The following is an 18,105-nucleotide window of genomic DNA, read 5'->3' on the forward strand; positions in this document are numbered from 1 at the left end:
GGCCTCTTAAAGCGATCAGTTCAGGGGTTTCTCGCGCAGGCGCTTTCCGCCGCGACGGCATCCGGCATGGAACGGCGGCTGCATGGTCCCGGCGTCCCGGGATGATTGGTTGAGAGGATACTGCAGATGTCTGTCGATAGCGGCGGCCTGTCCCTGATCGATCTGTTCGGCAATGCCGGCTGGGTGGTTCGGATCATCATGCTCGGCCTGATCTCCTGCTCGATCTGGGTCTGGGCGATTGCGATCGACAAGATGTTCCTGTTCTCGCGGACCCGCCGCTCGATGGATCGGTTCGAGCAGGCCTTCTGGTCCGGGGAATCGATCGAGGAATTGTATCGGGTGCTGTCGGCGAAGCCGACGCAGTCGATGGCGGCGTGTTTCGTGGCGGCGATGCGCGAATGGAAACGCTCGTTCGAGGGCCACGCGCGCTCCTTCGCCGGGCTGCAGATGCGCATCGAGAAGGTGATGAACGTGTCGATCGCGCGCGAGGTCGAGCGGCTGGAACGCCGTCTCCTGGTGCTCGCCACGGTCGGTTCCGCCGGCCCGTTCGTTGGTCTGTTCGGCACGGTCTGGGGCATCATGACCAGCTTCCAGGCGATCGCGGCCTCCAAGAACACCTCGCTGGCGGTGGTCGCGCCGGGCATCGCGGAGGCGCTGTTCGCCACTGCCATCGGCCTGATCGCGGCCATCCCGGCGACGATTTTCTACAACAAGTTCTCTTCGGAGGTGAACCGGCAGGCGCAGCGGCTGGAAGGCTTCGCAGATGAATTTTCGGCCATCTTGTCCCGTCAGATCGACGAGCGGGGATGAGGGCAGGTATAGTGGCATCCGGATCGTGAGTACCACAGCATGGGCATGAGCATGGGCAGCGCGTCCGGCGGCGGTGGTCGCCGCGGTCGGCGCAAGGCGGCCGTGATGGCGGAGATCAACGTCACGCCGATGGTCGACGTCATGCTGGTGCTGCTGATCATCTTCATGGTCGCGGCGCCGCTGCTCACCGTCAACATCCAGGTCGACCTGCCCCAGGCGCAAGGCGGCTCGGCCTCGACGGCCGACGCCAAGCCGCCGCTCGAGGTCACCGTGAAGAAGACCGGCGGCGGCTGCGCGTCGAAGGTGGACGTGTATCTCGGTGACTCCCCGATCGCGATCAACGAGCTTGGGCCGAAGATCAAGGCGATGAAGGAGGCGGGCGCCGGCGGCGGCGACAACGTCGTCAAGATCCGCGGCGATCGCGACGCCTGCTACTCCGACATGATGAAGGTGCTGGGCCTGGCGCGCGATGCCGGCTATCGCGCCAGCATCGTCGTGCTGCCGGATCAGGGCTCATGACGTCAGCAGACCTCATCCGGTTCGTTCGCACGCGCAAGGGGACGGTGCTGTCCGTCGCCCTGCACGTGCTCGTGCTGTGCTGGGGTCTGTTCAGCTTCTCCGCGCGCTCGATGGTGGTGCCGGCGGAGGACCTGGTGCCCGTCGACGTGATCTCGGAGGACAACTCGTCCAAGGCCAAGGCCGGCGCGCTGACGGGCAAGAAGGAATCCCAGAAGCTGCTGGCCGACAAGATCGGCGAGAAGAAGCCGACCGAGGACATCGTCGGCAAGGTTGACACCAAGCAGGTCACCGAGACCGACGCCGCGCCGACGCCGCAGCCCAAGCCGGAGAAGCCGGTCGAGAAGAAGCCCGACCCGCCGAAGCCGGTCGAGAAGCAGCCGGATACGCCCAAGCCCGTGGCCGAAAAGAAGCCGGAGCCGCCGAAGCCCGCGCCGGCCGAGAAGCCGAAGCCGGAAGAGAAGAAGCCCGATCCCTTCAATCCGGACCAGATCGCCAGCGTGCTCAACAAGGACAAGGCGAAGCAGCCGCCGAAGCCGCAGCAGGCCGCCGCCGCGCCTCCGGAGCCGCCGAAGCACAAGAGCGAGCGCAAATACGACTCTGAGAAGATCGCGAGCCTGATCAATCAGAAGGACCCGACGCGGCAGGCGGCGACGGGGGCGGAGCTCAATGCCAATGCGGCGCTCGGCGCAACGCAGGGAACGGCCGAAGCCAACGTTGCGAGCTGGCAGATCGCATTTCAACAAGCGGTCGGTCGCTGCTTCAATCTTCCCTATACCGGCGTCGATGAGGACAAGATCGAGGTCGATATCGACATCCAGCTGCGTCCGGATGGATCGCTGGCCGCCGTGCCGGCCGTCGTTGGGACGCGAGGACCGTCGCGGGTCAGCGTAGCCATGGCGGAGAATGCCAAGCGCGCGGTGGAGAATTGCCAGCCCTATTCGTTCCTGCCGAAGAACCGGTACAATGAGTGGAAGCTCGTACCGACGACATTCAATCTCAAAATGATGAATTCGATGCGAGGCCGAACTTGACGACACCTCCGAAGCGCACGACCGGATTTTTCACGCGGCGCCAGCTGTTGCTGACCGGAGGCGCCGCGATGGCAGCGCTGGGCGCTGGGCCCGCGCTCGCCCAGCAAAAACGCCTGGAGATCATCCCGGGCGGCGAGTTCAAGCCGATCCCGATCGCCGTTCCGCCCTTCGTGCCCGGCGGGGCAGGGGATGCCGATGTCGGCAATGGCGTTGCGCAGGTGATCACCAACAATCTGAAGCGCAGCGGGCTGTTCGTGCCGGTCGACCCGGCTGCGTTTCCCGAGCGCATCAGCAATTTCGAGGCGCCGCCGCAATTCGCGAGCTGGCGTCCGCTCGACCTGCGCGGGCTGGTGACGGGCCGCGCGACGCGGCAGCCGGACGGGCGCCTGAAGGCGGAGTTTCGGCTGTGGGACCCGAACTCGGGCCAGCAGCTCACCGGCCAGCAATATGTGACGGCGCCGGAATATTGGCGGCGCATCGCGCATATCATCTCGGACCAGATCTACACGCAGATGACCGGCGAGAAGGGCTATTTCGACAGCCGCGTCGTGTTCGTCGACGAGAGCGGCCCGTCGGACCGCCGCGTCAAGCGGCTCGCGCTGATGGACCAGGACGGCGCCAACGTCCGCTATCTCACCCGCGGCGCCGACCTCGTGCTGACGCCGCGGTTTTCGCCGTCGAGCCAGGAAATCACCTACATGGAGTTCGGGCAGGGCGACCCGAAGGTCTATCTGTTCAACATCGAGACCGGCCAGCGCGAGATCGTCGGCAACTTCCCCGGCATGTCGTTCTCGCCGCGCTTCTCGCCGGACGGCCAGCGCATCATCCTGAGCCTGCAGCAGGGCGGCAACTCCAACCTGTTCGTGATGGACCTGCGCTCGCGCACGACCACGCGGCTCACCGACACGCCGGCGATCGATACCTCGCCGTGCTACTCGCCGGACGGCAGCCAGATCTGCTTCGAGTCCGATCGCGGCGGCAAGCCGCAGATCTACGTGATGTCCTCCAGTGGCGGGGCAGCGCAGCGCATCTCGTTCGGCGAGGGCAGCTACTCGACGCCGGTGTGGTCGCCGCGCGGCGACTTCATCGCCTTCACCAAGCAGGGCGGCGGCCAGTTCGCGATCGGCATCATGAAGACGGACGGCTCGGGCGAGCGCATCCTCACCGCCGGCTTCCACAACGAAGGGCCGACCTTCTCGCCCAACGGCCGCGTGCTGATGTTCTTCCGTGACCCCGGCGGCACCGCCGGTCCGTCGCTGTACTCGATCGACGTCTCCGGCCGCTTCGAGCAGAAGGTGCCGACGCCGGGCTTCGCCTCGGATCCGGCCTGGTCGCCGCTGTTGTCGTGACGGTGAGCGAGGCTCTGGGCCCGCTCACGTCGTGGTGGACGCGATTTTTCGAGTCGCGCGAGGCGTGTTCTGTGGAAAGGTGGAACTATTAGTTGTAGTAGCCGGGTAGTGTTTGCCTAGTTCTCTGAATTTTCGAGCGAATTCGTGCATTTCGCGAGCGCGGAAACGCTCCGCTAACGATGTTCCCTCAGAAAGACTTCACCTGCGAGCGGTAATGTTTGTGCACCGAACAGGACGCGTGCGCACGAATGCAGCTTGCCACTCAGAATGGAGAAGACGATCGAAAGTTGTCGCCTGCGATCCAGGCGGCTCTCGTCGACTCCCTCTTCCAGGATCCCGGCCCGATGTTCGCCGGCGCACTCTGCGCCGCCGTCGCCGCCGTCATGACCGCGATCAAGAGCGGCGACGTCAATCTGTGGCCGTGTGCCGCGATGCTGATCATCGCAGGGGCGTTCCGTTCGCTCGACATGCGCTACTATCGGAGCCTCTGCGACAACGGTCGCCTCACGCAGGAGGCGGTCGAGCGCTGGGAGGTTCGCTACCAGATCGGCGCCATGATCTATGCGCTGGTGCTCGGCGTGTGGTGCGTAGTCGCCCTTGTCGACAACAGCGACCCGGTGGTGCACCTGATCGCGATCACGGTGACGCTCTGCTACATGTCGGCGGGCGCCGGCCGGACCTACGGGCGGCCTTGGATATTCCATGTCCAGATCCTGCTCGCCTGCGGACCGCTTGCAGTGGCTCTCGCGATCCACGGCAGCCCTTATTACCTGGGCATGGCGGCGTTCTGCGTCCTGTTCTTCGTGTCGCTGAAACATATCTCGACCAATCTGCAGAGGATCTTCGTCCAGGCCTTCGTGGCGCGCGAAAGCGAGGCTGCGCTGGCCAAGCAGTTCGATACGGCCCTGAACAACATGCCGCACGGCCTGTGCATGTTCCGCTCCGACGGGCGTCTGGCCGTGATGAACCACCGCTTCGGCCACATGATGAGCCTGCCGGATGACATCCTGCAGCGTGGCGGCAAGGCGGCCGACATCATCAACGCCTGCGTGATCGCAGGCTCGATCTCCGCTTCGAGCGGCCGGCTGATCCTGGCCGAGATCGAGCACACCAAGACCCATAACGTCATTACCAGCGATCCCGACGTCGCGCGCGACCGGTCGCTGTCCTGGACCTTCCAGCCGATGGCCGACGGCGGCGCCGTGGTCCTGCTCGAGGACATCACAGAGCGCCGGCATGCGGAGGCGCGCATCTCGCATCTGGCGCGCTATGACGAGCTCACGACCTTGCCGAACCGCGTCAGCTTCCGCGACGAGATCGAACGGCTGCTCAGGATTCCGCAGCGGCACGGCGAATTGTCCGCGCTGCTGTTCGTCGATCTCGACCGCTTCAAGCAGGTCAACGACACGCTCGGCCACCCCTGCGGCGATCAACTGCTCTGCGCGGTCTCCGAGCGGCTGCGCGACATGCTGCGTCCGGAAGACTTCGTCGCGCGCTTCGGCGGCGACGAGTTCGTGGTGTTCCAGCGCAACATCCGCTCCAACGATGACGCGGCCATGCTGGCGCGCCGGATCGTCGACCAGCTCAGCGAGCGCTACAAGATCGACAATCATCTGGTCGAGATCGGCGCCAGCGTCGGCATCGCCATGACTGGGCCGGGGATCAGCGCCGACACGCTACTGAAGAACGCCGACATGGCGCTGTACCGCGCCAAGGCCGAGGGACGGGGCACCTTCTGCTTCTTCCGCGACGAACTCGCCCAGACGGTCGAGGCGCGCCGCATCCTCGAGCTCGATCTGCGCAAGGCGCTGGCGAACGAGGAGTTCGAGCTGTTCTATCAGCCGCTGGTCAATCTGAAGTCCGGCAAGATCTCGACCTGCGAGGCGCTGCTGCGCTGGAACCACCCGGTGCGCGGCACGGTCTCGCCGGTCGACATCATTCCCGTCGCCGAGGACATGGGCCTGATCGTCGATCTCGGCCGCTGGATCCTGCGCAAGGCCTGCCTCGAATGCATGAAATGGCCGGATGCGGTCAGCGTCGCCGTCAACTTCTCGCCGCAGCAGTTCCATCAGCGCGATGTGCTCAGTGAGGTCCGCTACGCGCTCGAAGTGTCCGGGCTGCCGCCGCATCGGCTCGAGATCGAGATCACCGAATCCTCGCTGTTGCGCAACACCCAGCTCACGCACGATGTGCTGTCGCAACTGCACATGCTCGGGGTTCGTATTTCGCTCGACGATTTCGGCACCGGCTATTCGAGCCTCAGCTATTTGCACAACTTCCCGTTGGAGAAGGTCAAGATCGATCGCTCTTTCCTCGAAGGCATCGACAGCGATCGGCCGCTGACCCTGTTGCGCGGTGTCGCAAGATTGTCCGCCGATCTCGGCATGTCGGTGGTGGTAGAGGGCATCGAGACCAACGAGCAGCTCGAACTGGTCAGCGCCGACGGCACGGTCACCGAGGCGCAGGGCTATCTGTTCAGCCGGCCCGTCCCCGCAATCCGCATCCGACAGCTCCTGAATGCCTCGCATGGGCGCCGTTCGAGCGACGGGGCGATCGCGGCCGCCGGCGGGACACGTTCGATCGCTTGATCGCCCGACCTCCGCCTTGATGCGGACGTGCCGCGAAGATCGACCGGCGCTGGAGGCGAGCTCTGTGCGTAGCATCCCGCCGGTCCTCTCTACGAGCGTGGCTCGCATGTGAATGGCGATGTGACAACCCCACGTCGCACCATTCGGAAACATTGCGCGCGTCTACCAAGCGAATCCGTTTCGATTTGACACGCAAGTGATCCGAAGCAATCCGTCCGGTGCAGCGTCCAATCCCGTAAGTCACGGTTGCGCCTCCGGGATTCTGCGAGCCGTTAACTTTGTACCGCCGAAAGCTTTGCGTCGGCATTAACCCGCTGTTAAGCTCATACTGCTCGTAGGAGTTGTGTGAGAAGGGGTTGCGGATGAAGTCGGCGGCTAGAGTAAGTGCCGTTGCTGAACAGAAGTCGGATGTGCTGGAGAACGTGGACTATCGACTGGCGCTGACTGTTGAGGACAAGGACGAGATCTATCGGCTGCGCTACCGCGCCTATCTGCGTGAAGGCGCCATCCTGCCGTCGCCCAGCGAACGCGTCACCGACGAATATGACGATCTTCCCAACAGCTTCATCTTCGGCGTCTACGTCAATGGCGAGCTCTACAGCTCGATCCGCATCAGCGTCGTGAACTCGCAATGGCGCCGATCGTTGTCCTCGGACATGTTCGCCGACTTGCTGCATCCCGAGCTTGATCGCGGGAAGGTCATCATCGACCCGACACGGTTCGTCGCCGACCATGAGAAGGCGCGGCTGTTTCCGGCGCTTCCCTATGTGACGGTCCGGCTCGGCTACGTCGCCTGCGCCCACTTCAATGCGGACATCGGTCTCGCCAACGTCCGCCCCGAGCATCGCGCCTTCTACAAGAAGGTGTTCCTGCAGGAACCATGGGGTGAGCCGCGGCTCTACTCCGGCCTCACCAAGCCGGTCGGCCTGGTGGCGGCGCATTACCCTTCGATCCGCGATCGCGTGTTCCAGCGCTTTCCGTTCATGCGCTCGAGCGCGTTCGAACGGCGGATGCTGTTCGATCGTCCCGCGCCGGACGCCTTCACTGATTCGTTCAGGATTCAGGCGGTCGCGAAGGCCGGCTGATCATCGGCCGATATCGGGGCCAGTTCGGCCGTCTGGCCGGTTCACACCGTGGCACTGATGCAAAATTCAGCGAAAAAGCGCCCTGCTGCAGGCGTCGCGCCGCTTGCCTTCACCCTGGCGCCACATTTACAACCCATTAACCATCGCGGTCGCTTTTCGGGTTTCGTTAGCATTTGACGGGGTTCGGCAAGACCCCATCAAGGTTGACGGAACGTTCGCTTAACCATCGCCCTGTAGACCGGATGGCAGTCTAAGAACGTGAGCGTGGAGGCTCCGGGAATGAAATATCAGATGCGTATCCTCCAGGGATTGAAGTTGGCCGCCGTGCTGGCCGTGGCGCTGTCGATGGGCGCCTGCGCCAACAAGAATCTCACCGGGGCCGACGGGGCGATGGCCAGCGCTGCGACTCCAGGCAGCCAGCAGGACTTCGTCGTGAATGTCGGCGATCGCGTCTTCTTTGAGAGCGATCAGACCGATCTCACGCCGCAGGCGATCGCGACTTTGGAGAAGCAGGCGCAGTGGCTGCAGAGCTATCCGCGCTACTCCTTCACGATCGAGGGCCATGCCGACGAGCGCGGCACCCGCGAGTACAACATCGCACTGGGCGCGAGGCGCGCGCAGTCGGTCCGCAACTTCCTGGTGTCGCGCGGCATCGACCAGGGCCGCATGCGCACGATCTCCTACGGCAAGGAGCGGCCGGTGGCGGTTTGTAACGATATCTCGTGCTGGTCGCAGAACCGTCGTGCGGTGACGGTCCTGAACGCCAGTTCATAAAGCTGAACGAATCCGTTGCTGATGAAGCCGGCGTCGCCCATCGACGCCGGCTTCATTGTATGTGATCGGCGGGTCTTGTCCGGGCTTGGTCTTGTCTTCGCTTGAACGTCAATTGTCTCTATCGCATTTCTGCTTTACAGCCTCGCTCACAGGCCTGTTTTCAATGTCTCGCCGATCCGGTCGTCAGGGCAGCATGTCATTCATGTTTCTTCCACGGAGCGCCGCCGCGATCCTCGCAGCGCTCGTCGTTTTCTCGTGCCAGGCATTTTCGTCGCGGGCGCTCGCCCAGACCGACGATGATCCCGAGATCCGGATTCAGCGGCTCGAAAATCAGCTCCGGCAACTGACCGGTCAGAACGAGGAGCTGCAATATCGCAATCGCCAGCTCGAGGAGCGGCTGCGGCAACTGCAGAGCGCAGCGCCCGGCGGCGCCCCCGCGGCGCAGCCGAGCGCGGCCGCGCCGGCGCAGGCCAATCCCGCCTACGGCCAGCCTCCACAGCCGGCCTACGGGCAGCAGCAATATGGCCAGCAGCAGTACGGCCAGCCGCAACAGGCCTCTCCCCAGCAGCAGCCGGGCTATGCGCAGCCGCAGGCCGGCGCGCCGGTGCAAATCGTCCAGGAGCCCGCGGCCCCTGGCCGGGGCCGCCGCGGCGATGCGTTCGATCCGAGCCAGAATCCGACGGCTCCCGGCGCCCCGCAAGCGCTCGGCGGCGGCCAGTTGCCGATCCAGCCGGGTGGCGGCCAGCCTGCTGGTCGGCCCGTCGGCGATCCCTCGAATCTCGCGAATGCCACGGGCGGTCGCTATCCCCAGGGTGCGCCGCCGGCCGCCGCTCCCGGCGCTGGCGGACTGGAGACCGCGCCGCCGCGGCAGACGCCGCGCGACGAATACGACCTCGGCATCGGCTACATGCAGCGCCGCGACTACGCGCTGGCCGAGCAGACGATGCGCAACTTCACCCAGAAATATCCGAACGATCCGATGGTCGGCGACGCGCAATATTGGCTCGGCGAGAGCTTCTACCAGCGTCAGCAATATCGCGATGCCGCCGAGGTCTTCCTCGCCGTGACGACGAAATACGAGAAGTCGGGCAAGGCGGCGGATGCGCTGCTCCGGCTCGGCCAGTCGCTGGCCGCGCTGAAGGAGAAGGAGGCGGCCTGCGCCGCGTTCGGCGAAGTGACGCGCAAATATCCGCGCGCGTCGGCGGGCGTGAAGGCGACGGTCGATCGCGAGCAGAAGCGGGTGAAGTGCTGAACGCCCCCGGGCGAGGGTAGGCCTCTCGCCTACGACCGACGGGGCGGGTAGGCTGCGGCGCCATGTCGAAGGCCGGTTCCGAAGATGATCTTGCGATCTCCGCCGCCGAAGCGGAGCGCCTGTTCGCGCCGCTTTCGGCGGCGCCCGTGCTGGTGCTCGCCGTATCGGGCGGTCCGGATTCGATGGCTCTGATGTGGCTCGCGGCGCGGTGGCGCGCGGGGCTTGCGCAGGGGCCGCGCCTTGTGGCTGTGACGGTCGACCATGCTCTGCGGCGCGACTCCGCCCGTGAAGCCCGCATGGTGAAGGAGACCGCGCGGCGGCTCGCAATTCCACATCGGACCTTGCGCTGGAACGATGAGAAGCCGGACACCGGGATTCCCGAAGCGGCGCGCCTGGCAAGATACCGCCTGCTGGCGCGCGCGGCGCGGCAGGCGGGCGCCGGACACGTCGTCACCGCCCACACCCGTGACGACCAGGCCGAGACCGTGCTGATGCGGCTCTTGCGTGGCAGCGGTATTGCGGGGCTCGCGGCGATGGCACCGCTCAGCGAGCGTGAAGGGCTGTTGCTGGCGCGGCCTCTGCTCGACGTTACCAAGGCCAGGCTGGTGGCGACGCTGCGCTCGGCCGGGATCCCCTTCGCAGATGATCCGACCAATCAAGATCCCGCCTTCACCCGGCCGCGGCTGCGCGCCCTGATGCCGGCTCTGGCCGCCGAGGGCGGCGATGCCCGGACGCTGGCGGCGCTGGCCGACCGGCTCGGACGGGCCAATGCCGCGATCGAATTGATGGCGGATGGCGCCGAACGCTATCTCGCATTGCGAGCGGCCGGCACCGGGCCCGGACAGGCGGATCACGGCGAGACCTTCGAGGCGCGCGCCTTTGTCGCACTCCCGGCAGAAATCAAACTGAGGCTGCTGATGCGCGCCATCAATCGCATTGGCACTGAAGGTCCCGTGGAACTCGGCAAGGCCGAGGCGCTGCTGGCGCGGCTGGACCGGACTCTTGCGGGGAACGCAGATGGCGGTACGTCTGCTCCGGGCAGGCTAAAACAGACCCTGGCTGGTGCACTGGTAAGCATGACGCGAGGCGCGATCCGCATCACGCCCGCGCCGCCGCGGCGGTCGGGCGCGACTTGAAGCGGCTCGTCGCTTTCGCGGACCCTTAACCACCGGCCCTGGCAGCGGTTTCCCGCGCCTTTTTTTGAGCGGGAATCGGGCTAGGATGCGATAAATAGTCCTTTCTAGTTCCCTTGGCATTGCCGCGAGTGGTACCTAGATTACGAGACGGTCGACCGGGGGATTCCCTCGTGGCTACCCAGGGATGAGTCCGAGGACGAACGGCCGCGATCCGCGCGACCACGAAGGAAAATCGATGAACGCCAATCTGCGCAATTTCGCCCTTTGGGTCATTATTGTCCTGTTGCTGTTGGCGCTGTTCACACTCTTCCAGAACCCGGGGCAACGCGCGTCCTCGACCGACATCAACTTCTCGCAGTTGTTGACCGAGGTCGATCAGGGCAATGTGCGCGACGTTGTGATCCAGGGGCCGGAGATTCACGGCACCTTCAAGAACGGCTCGTCGTTCCAGACCTACGCGCCGAGCGATCCGAACCTCGTGAAGCGCCTGTACGACGCCAAGGTCAACATCCAGGCCAAGCCGCCCGGCGACAACGTGCCGTGGTTCGTGTCGCTGCTGGTGTCGTGGCTGCCCTTCATCGCGCTGATCGGCGTCTGGATCTTCCTCTCCCGGCAGATGCAGGGCGGCGCCGGCAAGGCGATGGGCTTCGGCAAGTCGCGCGCCAAGATGCTGACCGAGGCGCACGGCCGGGTGACGTTCGAGGACGTCGCCGGCGTCGACGAGGCCAAGCAGGACCTGCAGGAGATCGTCGAATTCCTGCGCGATCCCGGCAAATTCCAGCGGCTCGGCGGCCGCATTCCGCGCGGCGTGCTGCTGGTCGGCCCCCCCGGCACCGGCAAGACGCTGATCGCACGTGCGGTGGCCGGCGAAGCCAACGTGCCGTTCTTCACCATTTCGGGTTCTGACTTCGTCGAGATGTTCGTCGGCGTCGGCGCCAGCCGCGTCCGCGACATGTTCGAGCAGGCCAAGAAGAACGCGCCCTGCATCATCTTCATCGACGAAATCGACGCCGTCGGCCGCCATCGCGGCGCCGGTCTCGGCGGCGGCAATGACGAGCGCGAGCAGACCCTCAATCAGTTGCTGGTCGAGATGGACGGCTTCGAGGCCAACGAGGGCGTGATCCTGATCGCGGCCACCAACCGGCCCGACGTGCTCGATCCTGCCCTGATGCGTCCCGGCCGCTTCGACCGCCAGGTCGTGGTCTCGAACCCGGACATCATCGGCCGCGAGCAGATTCTCAAGGTTCATGTCCGCAAGGTGCCGCTGGCGCCGGACGTCAACCTCAAGACCATCGCCCGCGGCACGCCCGGCTTCTCCGGCGCCGACCTGATGAACCTCGTCAACGAGGCTGCTCTGACCGCCGCTCGTCGCAACAAGCGGATGGTAACGCAGTCCGAGTTCGAGGAGGCCAAGGACAAGGTGCTGATGGGCGCCGAGCGCCGCTCGATGGTGATGACCGAGGAAGAGAAGATGCTGACCGCCTATCACGAGGCGGGACATGCGATCGTCGGCCTCAACGTCCCGAGCCACGACCCGATCCACAAGGCCACCATCATTCCGCGCGGCCGCGCGCTCGGCATGGTGCAGTCGCTGCCCGAGGCCGACCGTCACTCGCATACGCGTGAGTGGTGCGTCTCGAAGCTCGCGATGATGTTCGGCGGCCGCGAGGCCGAGGTGCAGAAGTTCGGTGCGGAGAAGGTGACCAATGGCGCCACCGGCGACATCCAGCAGGCCACCAACCTCGCCCGCGCGATGGTCATGGAATGGGGCATGTCGGACAAGCTCGGCCGCGTGCGCTACCAGAGCAATGAGCAGGAGGTCTTCCTGGGTCATTCGGTGGCGCGCTCGACCAACATCTCCGACGATACCGCCCGCCTGATCGACTCCGAAATTCGCGGCCTGATCGAGGCCGGCGAGCAGGAGGCGCGCCGCATCATCACCGAGAAGCGCGACGACTGGGAAGCGATCGCCCAGGCGCTGCTCGAATACGAGACGCTGACCGGCGAGGAGATCAACGACCTCCTGAAGGGCAAGAAGCCGAACCGCGAATCGGCGATCGAGCCGTCGACGCCGCGCGCGTCGGCCGTGCCGCCGGCCGGCAAGCCGCGGCCGCGGCCCGATCCAGGCCTGGAGCCGCAGCCCCAGGCGTGAGCCAGGGTTGATATGCAACGAACTTCCGACGGGTCAGCCTATCTGATCCGGAAGATCGAGAGAGACGACAGGCCCGGCTTACAGCCGGGCTTTTCGTTTGTTTGGAGTCGTGCCGGCGGCAGTCCGATTCGCGCGCGGTGGGCGCGCGTTCTGTTTGTCACGTCTTTCGTTGACGGGGTGCCGCGCCGCGGACCGCATCCAGCGGCGCCGCGCGCATCACGGCTTGTCGAACCAGGCCTTCCACTGCGGGACGGCGGTCGCGAACGTGCCGCGATGGCTGGTCGGTCCCGTCGACACCGCCTCGACCTTGCTGTTGCCGGCCCCGATCGCCTGCTGGTAGGTCATCGCCAGCCGGCCGAGACCGGTCGAGATCGCCTCGTCGGTCTCGCCGTAATAGTTGCGCACCGGCGTCTTGATGATCCAGCGATAGGCTTGCGTCTGCGCGATCAGGCGGCCGTAGGCCGACGCAGCGAAATACTGCGCATCGAAATAGTCGGGCTTGAGCAGCTTGTGCAGATCGGTCGGGACGTCGGCGACGTTGAAGGGCTCGCGCTCATAGGCCTTGCGGGCGACGTCGTAGTAGCTGTCGCTGATCACCGAGCGCGCCAGTCCGGGTACGCTGTAATAGTTCTCGAACGCGAAGGCCGACAGAATGAACAGCGAGTTCGTCCAGGAGGCATCGTTGCTGCGCGGGAAGTTCAGAAAGCCGTTCAGCGCGACGAACACGTCGACCGGCGCGCTCGCGGTCGCCGCTGCCGCGACCGGCACGCCGGCGCTTTCGAGCTTCTCGAGATAGGCCATGGTCACGAAGCCGCCCTGCGACCAGCCGGCGATGTCGAGCCTGGCGCTCGTCAGCTTCATCTGGTCGAGCACGGCGCGGCTCGCCCGCAGCATGTCGTAGGTGGCCTGCTGATGGCTGGCCTTCACCATGTAGCCTTCCGGCTCGGTCGAGATGCCCATTCCGAAATAGTCGGCGCCGATCAGCAGATAGCCTTGTCCTGCGAACTGCGCGATCATCAGCTGCGTCTCGGGCGACTGCTCCGGAAACGACGGCACCTCCTGCTTTCCGTACACCGTGCCGTGCTGATAGGACACCATCGGCAGGCTGGTCTCGCCGGTCTCGGGCACCGCGAGCAGGCCGCTCGCCGTGATCGGCTTGTTGCCGCGCTCGGGCACGACTGAGGCATAGGTTACGCGATAGAGCCGGACGGCATTGCGCGCCGGGGTGTAGGTCACCGAGACGCCGGCGAATTTCGGCGTATCGACAGCGAGGATGGTGTTCAGCCGGGCGACGTCCCAGCGGGCCAGATATTCATAGCTGACGTCGGAGGAGACGCGGACCGGACTCTTGTCCTGGGCGCGGCTTGCGGCCGGCCAAATGGCGCAAACGAGTAGCGCGATGAGAGCGCGATAAACGAACATGGGATCCCCCCGGCCTGCCGCCGCTGGTTGCATTCGAACCCCTGCGATACAGATCGCGCGTAAACAATCGGTGCGGCGCCGGCGGTCGCGCGCCGTCGCCCACGCTTAAGCCTTCTTCAAGCGTCCCCGCCTATGTCTCGATCGGGAGGCGCCCATGCAGGCGCGGGGCGAGGTCCAGATGGCTGACAATCCTGATGCCGCCGCGATCCCATCGCAGCGTCGTGACGTTCCGCTCGGCCTGTTCGCGGCCTGCTTCGCGCTCGCCTGCATCAACGCCTCGTTCTTCCCGGCCGGGCTGTGGTCGGGCACCTGGATCTGGGACCAGGCGGGTCTCGGCATTCCCACCGATTTCGTTAATGTCTGGGCGGCCGGCAAGCTGGCGCTGCAGGGACATCCGGCGCTGGCCTGGGACTGGGACGTGCAGCGCCAGGTCGAGCTCGACCTGCTGCGGCAGGATTTCCCGGGCTACTTTGCCTGGCACTATCCGCCGCCGTTCCTGTTCGTCGCAGCGTTCCTGGCGCAGTTTCCCTACACGCTCGCCTTCGTCGGCTGGGTCTATGCCAGCTTCGTTCCCTATGCGCTCGCGATGCGCGCGATCGTCGGCCGCGGCTTCGGCCTGCTGCTCGCAGCCGGCTTTCCGGCCCTGTTCTCGAACGCGCTGGTCGGGCAGAACGGATGCCTCACTGCCGCGCTCGTCGGCGGCACGCTCTATCTGCTGCCGGTGCGGCCGGTGCTGGCGGGGATCTGTCTCGGGCTCCTGACCTACAAGCCGCAATATGGCCTGCTCTTCCCGATCGTGCTGATCGCCACCCAGCGCTGGACAGCCTTCGTCTCTGCGAGCGTCACCGCCATCGTTCTGGCGCTGCTGTCATGGCTCGCCTTCGGGCTGGAGAGCTGGCAGGCCTTCTTGCATTGGCTGCCGATGTTCTCGCAGGCGTTCCTGACCGAGGGCAAGGCGACCTGGTGGAAGCTGCAGAGCCTGTTTTCGCTCGTGCGCTATTTCGGCGGCTCGGAAGCGCTTGGCTGGACCTTCCAATGGGTGCTGACCGCAGCCGTTGCGGTCGTGCTGGTGACGCTGTGGCGCAGCCCGGTGCGCTACGCGCTGAAGGCGGCGGCGCTGGCCGTCGGGCTGCTGCTGACGACGCCCTATTTGTTCATGTACGACATGATGGTTCAGGCCATCGCGGTGGCATGGCTGGTGCGGATCGGCCTCGCCGAGGGCTTTCGCCGCTACGAGCTGCCCGCGCTCGGCGGCATCGCGGCGCTTCAGATCACGTTCATGCTGTCCGGGATTCCGCTCGGGCTTGCGGCCAATCTGATCCTGGCCGGCCTGGTGCTGGCGCGCGCCGGCTCGTGGTGGCGTCGGCAGCCGGCGCCCGCCGCGGCGGCGCTCGCGAGCGCCTGACACACTGGTTGGGGCCGGGCAGGGTCATGATTTCCCTTGTCTTCCTTCGTGAACAAGTGTTCAGTTCTTCCTAGCCATTTGTGAGGTCGATCCTCCAAAAACACTGAACCAGCGTTCGCCGGGTGCCCTGGACGAGCGCGTCCGGGACGAGAAACGCCATGGTCTATCGGCGAACCCATCAGGTCGTGAAGCGGCTGGCGGCCCGCCGCAGCGCGATTCTGGCTGCCGCCCGCGAAACCGCCGCGGAAGGCGGCATGTCTGCCGTCCAGATCGCCCCGGTGGCGATCCGGGCCAATGTCGCAGCCGGCACCGTCTATCGCTACTTTCCCTCCAAGGCGGATCTGATCTCGGAGCTGATCGCGGAAGTCTCGCGCGATGAGCTTGCCGCCGCCCGGCGCGCCGCCGATGCCGCTCCCGGTCCATCCTCGGCGCTGGCTGCCGCGGTGTCCACGGTCGCAGTGCACATCCTGTCGCAGCGCAAGCTCGCCTGGGGCATCCTGGCCGAGCCCGTCGACGTCGACGTGACGGCGTCGCGGATCGCGAGCCGCCGCGAGATCGTCGGCGAGATCGCCTCGCGGATCGACGCGGCCGTCCGTGCTGGCCATCTTCCGGCGCAGGACACCCAGTTGGCCGCGACCGCGCTGCTCGGCGCGCTGCACGAGGCGCTGGTGGGGCCGCTGGCGACCGAGAATCCCGACGACCCTGCCAAGCTCCGCGACACGGTTCAGGCGGTCACCCTGCTGGCGCTGCGCGCGGTCGGCGTCATGGATGCGCGTGCGCGCGGTCTCGTCGTGCAGGCCGTGCTGCCGGTCAGGAGCCTGGTCGGCGCGTAGTCAGCGCCACCATGCCTTACCCTTCGGACGCAAGGCCGCGCTTAAGCAAGGATTCACCCGTCGCGGCGATGGTGAGGCTGGCGTGCCGCGAGAGCACCGCCTTGCCCCACTCCAGGTGCCTCCTCAGACGATGTCGATTGCACGCAACCCTCTGGCGACGCGCCTCGTCATCGCCGGATCGGCCGCCGCCGGCGCTGTCTATGCATATCTCGCCGGCGAGGACATCAACTGGGACTGGCAGAACTATCACGACTATGCCGGCTTCGCGCTGCTGCATGGCCGCTTCGACATCGACGTCGCGCCTGGCGGCTTTCAGAGCTTCCTCAATCCGCTGATCTACCTGCTGCCTTACGCGGTCCGCCACGGGCTCGATGCGCCGTGGTGGGGCGTCGCGCTGGGCGCGCTGCACGGCCTCAATCTCGCGCTGGTCTATTGGGTTGCGCGCGTGCTGCTCCGGCGCGCGGCTGACGCGTTCACGCTCAGCGCCGCGCTCATCATCGCTGCCCTCAGTCCGATGGCGCTGTCCGAGGTCGGCACCAGCTTCGCCGACATTCTCACGACCATTCCGATCCTCGCCGGCATCGCGCTGATCTTCGGGGAGGACGATGAGCGCGGCCGACGTTTCGTCGCCGCTGGCCTGCTGATCGGCGCGGCCACGGGACTGAAGCTCACCAATGCGACGTTTCTGGCCGGAGCCGGCGTGTCGCTGCTGCTGGTGGCGCGGCCGTGGCGCGCGATCGTCGCATTCGGCGCGGGCAGTTCGGCCGGCGTGATCGTGACCGCGGGGCCGTGGGCATTGAAGATGGCGCGCGACTACGGCAGCCCGCTGTTTCCATTCTACAACACGATCTTCCGCTCGCCCGAAGCGCCGCAGGCCTCGATCGTCGATACGCGCTTCATGCCGCAGGGACTGCTCGATGCGCTCGCCTATCCGTTCTACTGGGTGATCGGCAAGCATCCCTCGTCGGAATGGCCGTTCCGCGATCCGCGTTTCGCCGTCGTGATCGTGCTGCTCATCGCGCTGATCGTCACCGGCCTGTGGCAGCGGCGCGAGGTGCTGCCGCTGCGCGACCGGCGCCTCCTGATCTTCTTCTGGCTCAGCTACGTCCTGTGGATGCTGGCCTTCTCGATCCAGCGCTATCTGATGCCGCTCGAGCTGTTGTCGGCGCCGCTGATCGTGCTGCTGCTCATCCGCCTGGTCGATGCTTGGCGTGCAGACGCTGGGCCGGTCGCGTCACCATCGCGGCGGATGACGCAGGCCGTCACGGTGATGGCCGCGCTCGGCATCGCGCTGGCGTCGCAGCCGACCGACTGGATGCGGCGGCCATGGTCCGATCCCTACCGGCCGCAGCTCGCGGCGGACCTGCAACGTCCCGCGACGTTCCTGCTGCTGCAGAAGCCGCTCGGCTACGTCACGTCGTTCCTGCCACAGGGCTCGCGCGTCTATCAGTTGTCCGAGCTCGTGGTGCCGATCGTGTCCGGCGGCGTGCTGGACCGCCGGGTTCGCAACGGCCTGGCCAATCCGCTGCCGGGAGGCGTGTGGGCGCTGTATTTCTCCAAGAGCCCGGCCGACAACCCGCCGCGGCTCGAGGTGCTTGCGGACTATGATCTCCAGATCGATGCGTCGCGTGGCTGCGAGCGCATCCCCGGCGCCGCCGGCATTGCCATCGAGGCCTGTCCGGTGATCGCGCGGGCCAAGCCCCCGTCCACGGCCGGACTGGGCGCGATCGATAGGACCCAATAGGTCGT

General features: G+C 66.0%; 14 protein-coding genes. 13 read left to right on the forward strand and 1 reads right to left on the reverse strand.

The genetic code is table 11. The annotated features are described in order from the left end of the window. The first annotated feature begins 126 nt into the window (after nucleotides 1-126). The 10 genes from tolQ to ftsH all read left to right on the forward strand — a co-directional run bounded on the left by tolQ (nucleotide 127) and on the right by ftsH (nucleotide 12,696). A complete protein-coding gene (gene tolQ / locus QX039_RS21605) occupies nucleotides 127-810 on the forward strand; it encodes a protein TolQ (protein WP_315717584.1) in 684 nt (227 codons plus the stop codon). Nucleotides 811-849: 39 nt separating this feature from the next. After that, nucleotides 850-1,329 carry a biopolymer transporter ExbD gene (locus QX039_RS21610; RefSeq protein ID WP_315717583.1) on the forward strand — a complete coding sequence of 160 codons (480 nt, stop codon included), beginning with the start codon at nucleotides 850-852 and terminating at the stop codon, nucleotides 1,327-1,329. Next, nucleotides 1,326-2,360: a protein TolA gene (locus QX039_RS21615; RefSeq protein ID WP_315772336.1), complete on the forward strand. Its 1,035-nt coding sequence runs from the start codon at nucleotides 1,326-1,328 to the stop codon at nucleotides 2,358-2,360. Before QX039_RS21610 ends, QX039_RS21615 begins: the two co-directional genes overlap by 4 nt. Before the next feature lie 68 nt (nucleotides 2,361-2,428). Continuing rightward, entirely contained in the window at nucleotides 2,429-3,709 is a 1,281-nt protein-coding gene (tolB, locus tag QX039_RS21620) for a Tol-Pal system beta propeller repeat protein TolB (RefSeq protein WP_315772414.1), read from the forward strand. A gap of 248 nt (nucleotides 3,710-3,957) precedes the next feature. After that, nucleotides 3,958-6,297, forward strand: coding sequence for a putative bifunctional diguanylate cyclase/phosphodiesterase (locus QX039_RS21625; protein WP_315736317.1), 2,340 nt, complete (start codon nucleotides 3,958-3,960; stop codon nucleotides 6,295-6,297). A 362-nt stretch (nucleotides 6,298-6,659) separates the two neighbouring features. Beyond that, complete coding sequence (locus tag QX039_RS21630; RefSeq protein ID WP_315736318.1) at nucleotides 6,660-7,382, forward strand: N-acyl amino acid synthase FeeM domain-containing protein; 723 nt, start codon at nucleotides 6,660-6,662, stop codon at nucleotides 7,380-7,382. A 279-nt stretch (nucleotides 7,383-7,661) separates the two neighbouring features. Further along, nucleotides 7,662-8,156 (forward strand): peptidoglycan-associated lipoprotein Pal, encoded by a 495-nt coding sequence (gene pal / locus QX039_RS21635; protein WP_315736319.1) that lies wholly within the window; start codon nucleotides 7,662-7,664, stop codon nucleotides 8,154-8,156. Between the two features lie 202 nt (nucleotides 8,157-8,358). Continuing rightward, nucleotides 8,359-9,408 carry a tol-pal system protein YbgF gene (gene ybgF / locus QX039_RS21640; protein ID WP_315736320.1) on the forward strand — a complete coding sequence of 350 codons (1,050 nt, stop codon included), beginning with the start codon at nucleotides 8,359-8,361 and terminating at the stop codon, nucleotides 9,406-9,408. Between the two features lie 62 nt (nucleotides 9,409-9,470). Then, nucleotides 9,471-10,544: a tRNA lysidine(34) synthetase TilS gene (gene tilS, locus QX039_RS21645; RefSeq protein WP_315736321.1), complete on the forward strand. Its 1,074-nt coding sequence runs from the start codon at nucleotides 9,471-9,473 to the stop codon at nucleotides 10,542-10,544. Between the two features lie 235 nt (nucleotides 10,545-10,779). Next, nucleotides 10,780-12,696: an ATP-dependent zinc metalloprotease FtsH gene (ftsH, locus tag QX039_RS21650; protein WP_315736322.1), complete on the forward strand. Its 1,917-nt coding sequence runs from the start codon at nucleotides 10,780-10,782 to the stop codon at nucleotides 12,694-12,696. Nucleotides 12,697-12,912: 216 nt separating this feature from the next. Here ftsH and QX039_RS21655 read toward each other — a convergent pair whose 3' ends face one another. Next, complete coding sequence (locus QX039_RS21655; protein WP_315736323.1) at nucleotides 12,913-14,118, reverse strand: acetylxylan esterase; 1,206 nt, start codon at nucleotides 14,116-14,118, stop codon at nucleotides 12,913-12,915. Between the two features lie 178 nt (nucleotides 14,119-14,296). Between QX039_RS21655 and QX039_RS21660 the strand changes: the two genes are divergently transcribed. From QX039_RS21660 to QX039_RS21670, 3 genes are all read left to right on the forward strand, one after another. Next, complete coding sequence (locus QX039_RS21660) at nucleotides 14,297-15,523, forward strand: glycosyltransferase family 87 protein (RefSeq protein ID WP_315736324.1); 1,227 nt, start codon at nucleotides 14,297-14,299, stop codon at nucleotides 15,521-15,523. A 158-nt stretch (nucleotides 15,524-15,681) separates the two neighbouring features. Further along, entirely contained in the window at nucleotides 15,682-16,356 is a 675-nt protein-coding gene (locus QX039_RS21665) for a helix-turn-helix domain-containing protein (protein WP_315736325.1), read from the forward strand. 130 nt (nucleotides 16,357-16,486) lie between these two features. Beyond that, on the forward strand, nucleotides 16,487-18,100 hold the full coding sequence (locus QX039_RS21670; protein ID WP_315736326.1) for a glycosyltransferase family 87 protein: 1,614 nt from the start codon (nucleotides 16,487-16,489) through the stop codon (nucleotides 18,098-18,100). The last annotated feature ends 5 nt before the right edge of the window (nucleotides 18,101-18,105 follow it).

Source organism: Bradyrhizobium sp. SZCCHNR1043 (genome assembly GCF_032489675.1).
Classification (GTDB): Bacteria; Pseudomonadota; Alphaproteobacteria; order Rhizobiales; family Xanthobacteraceae; genus Bradyrhizobium.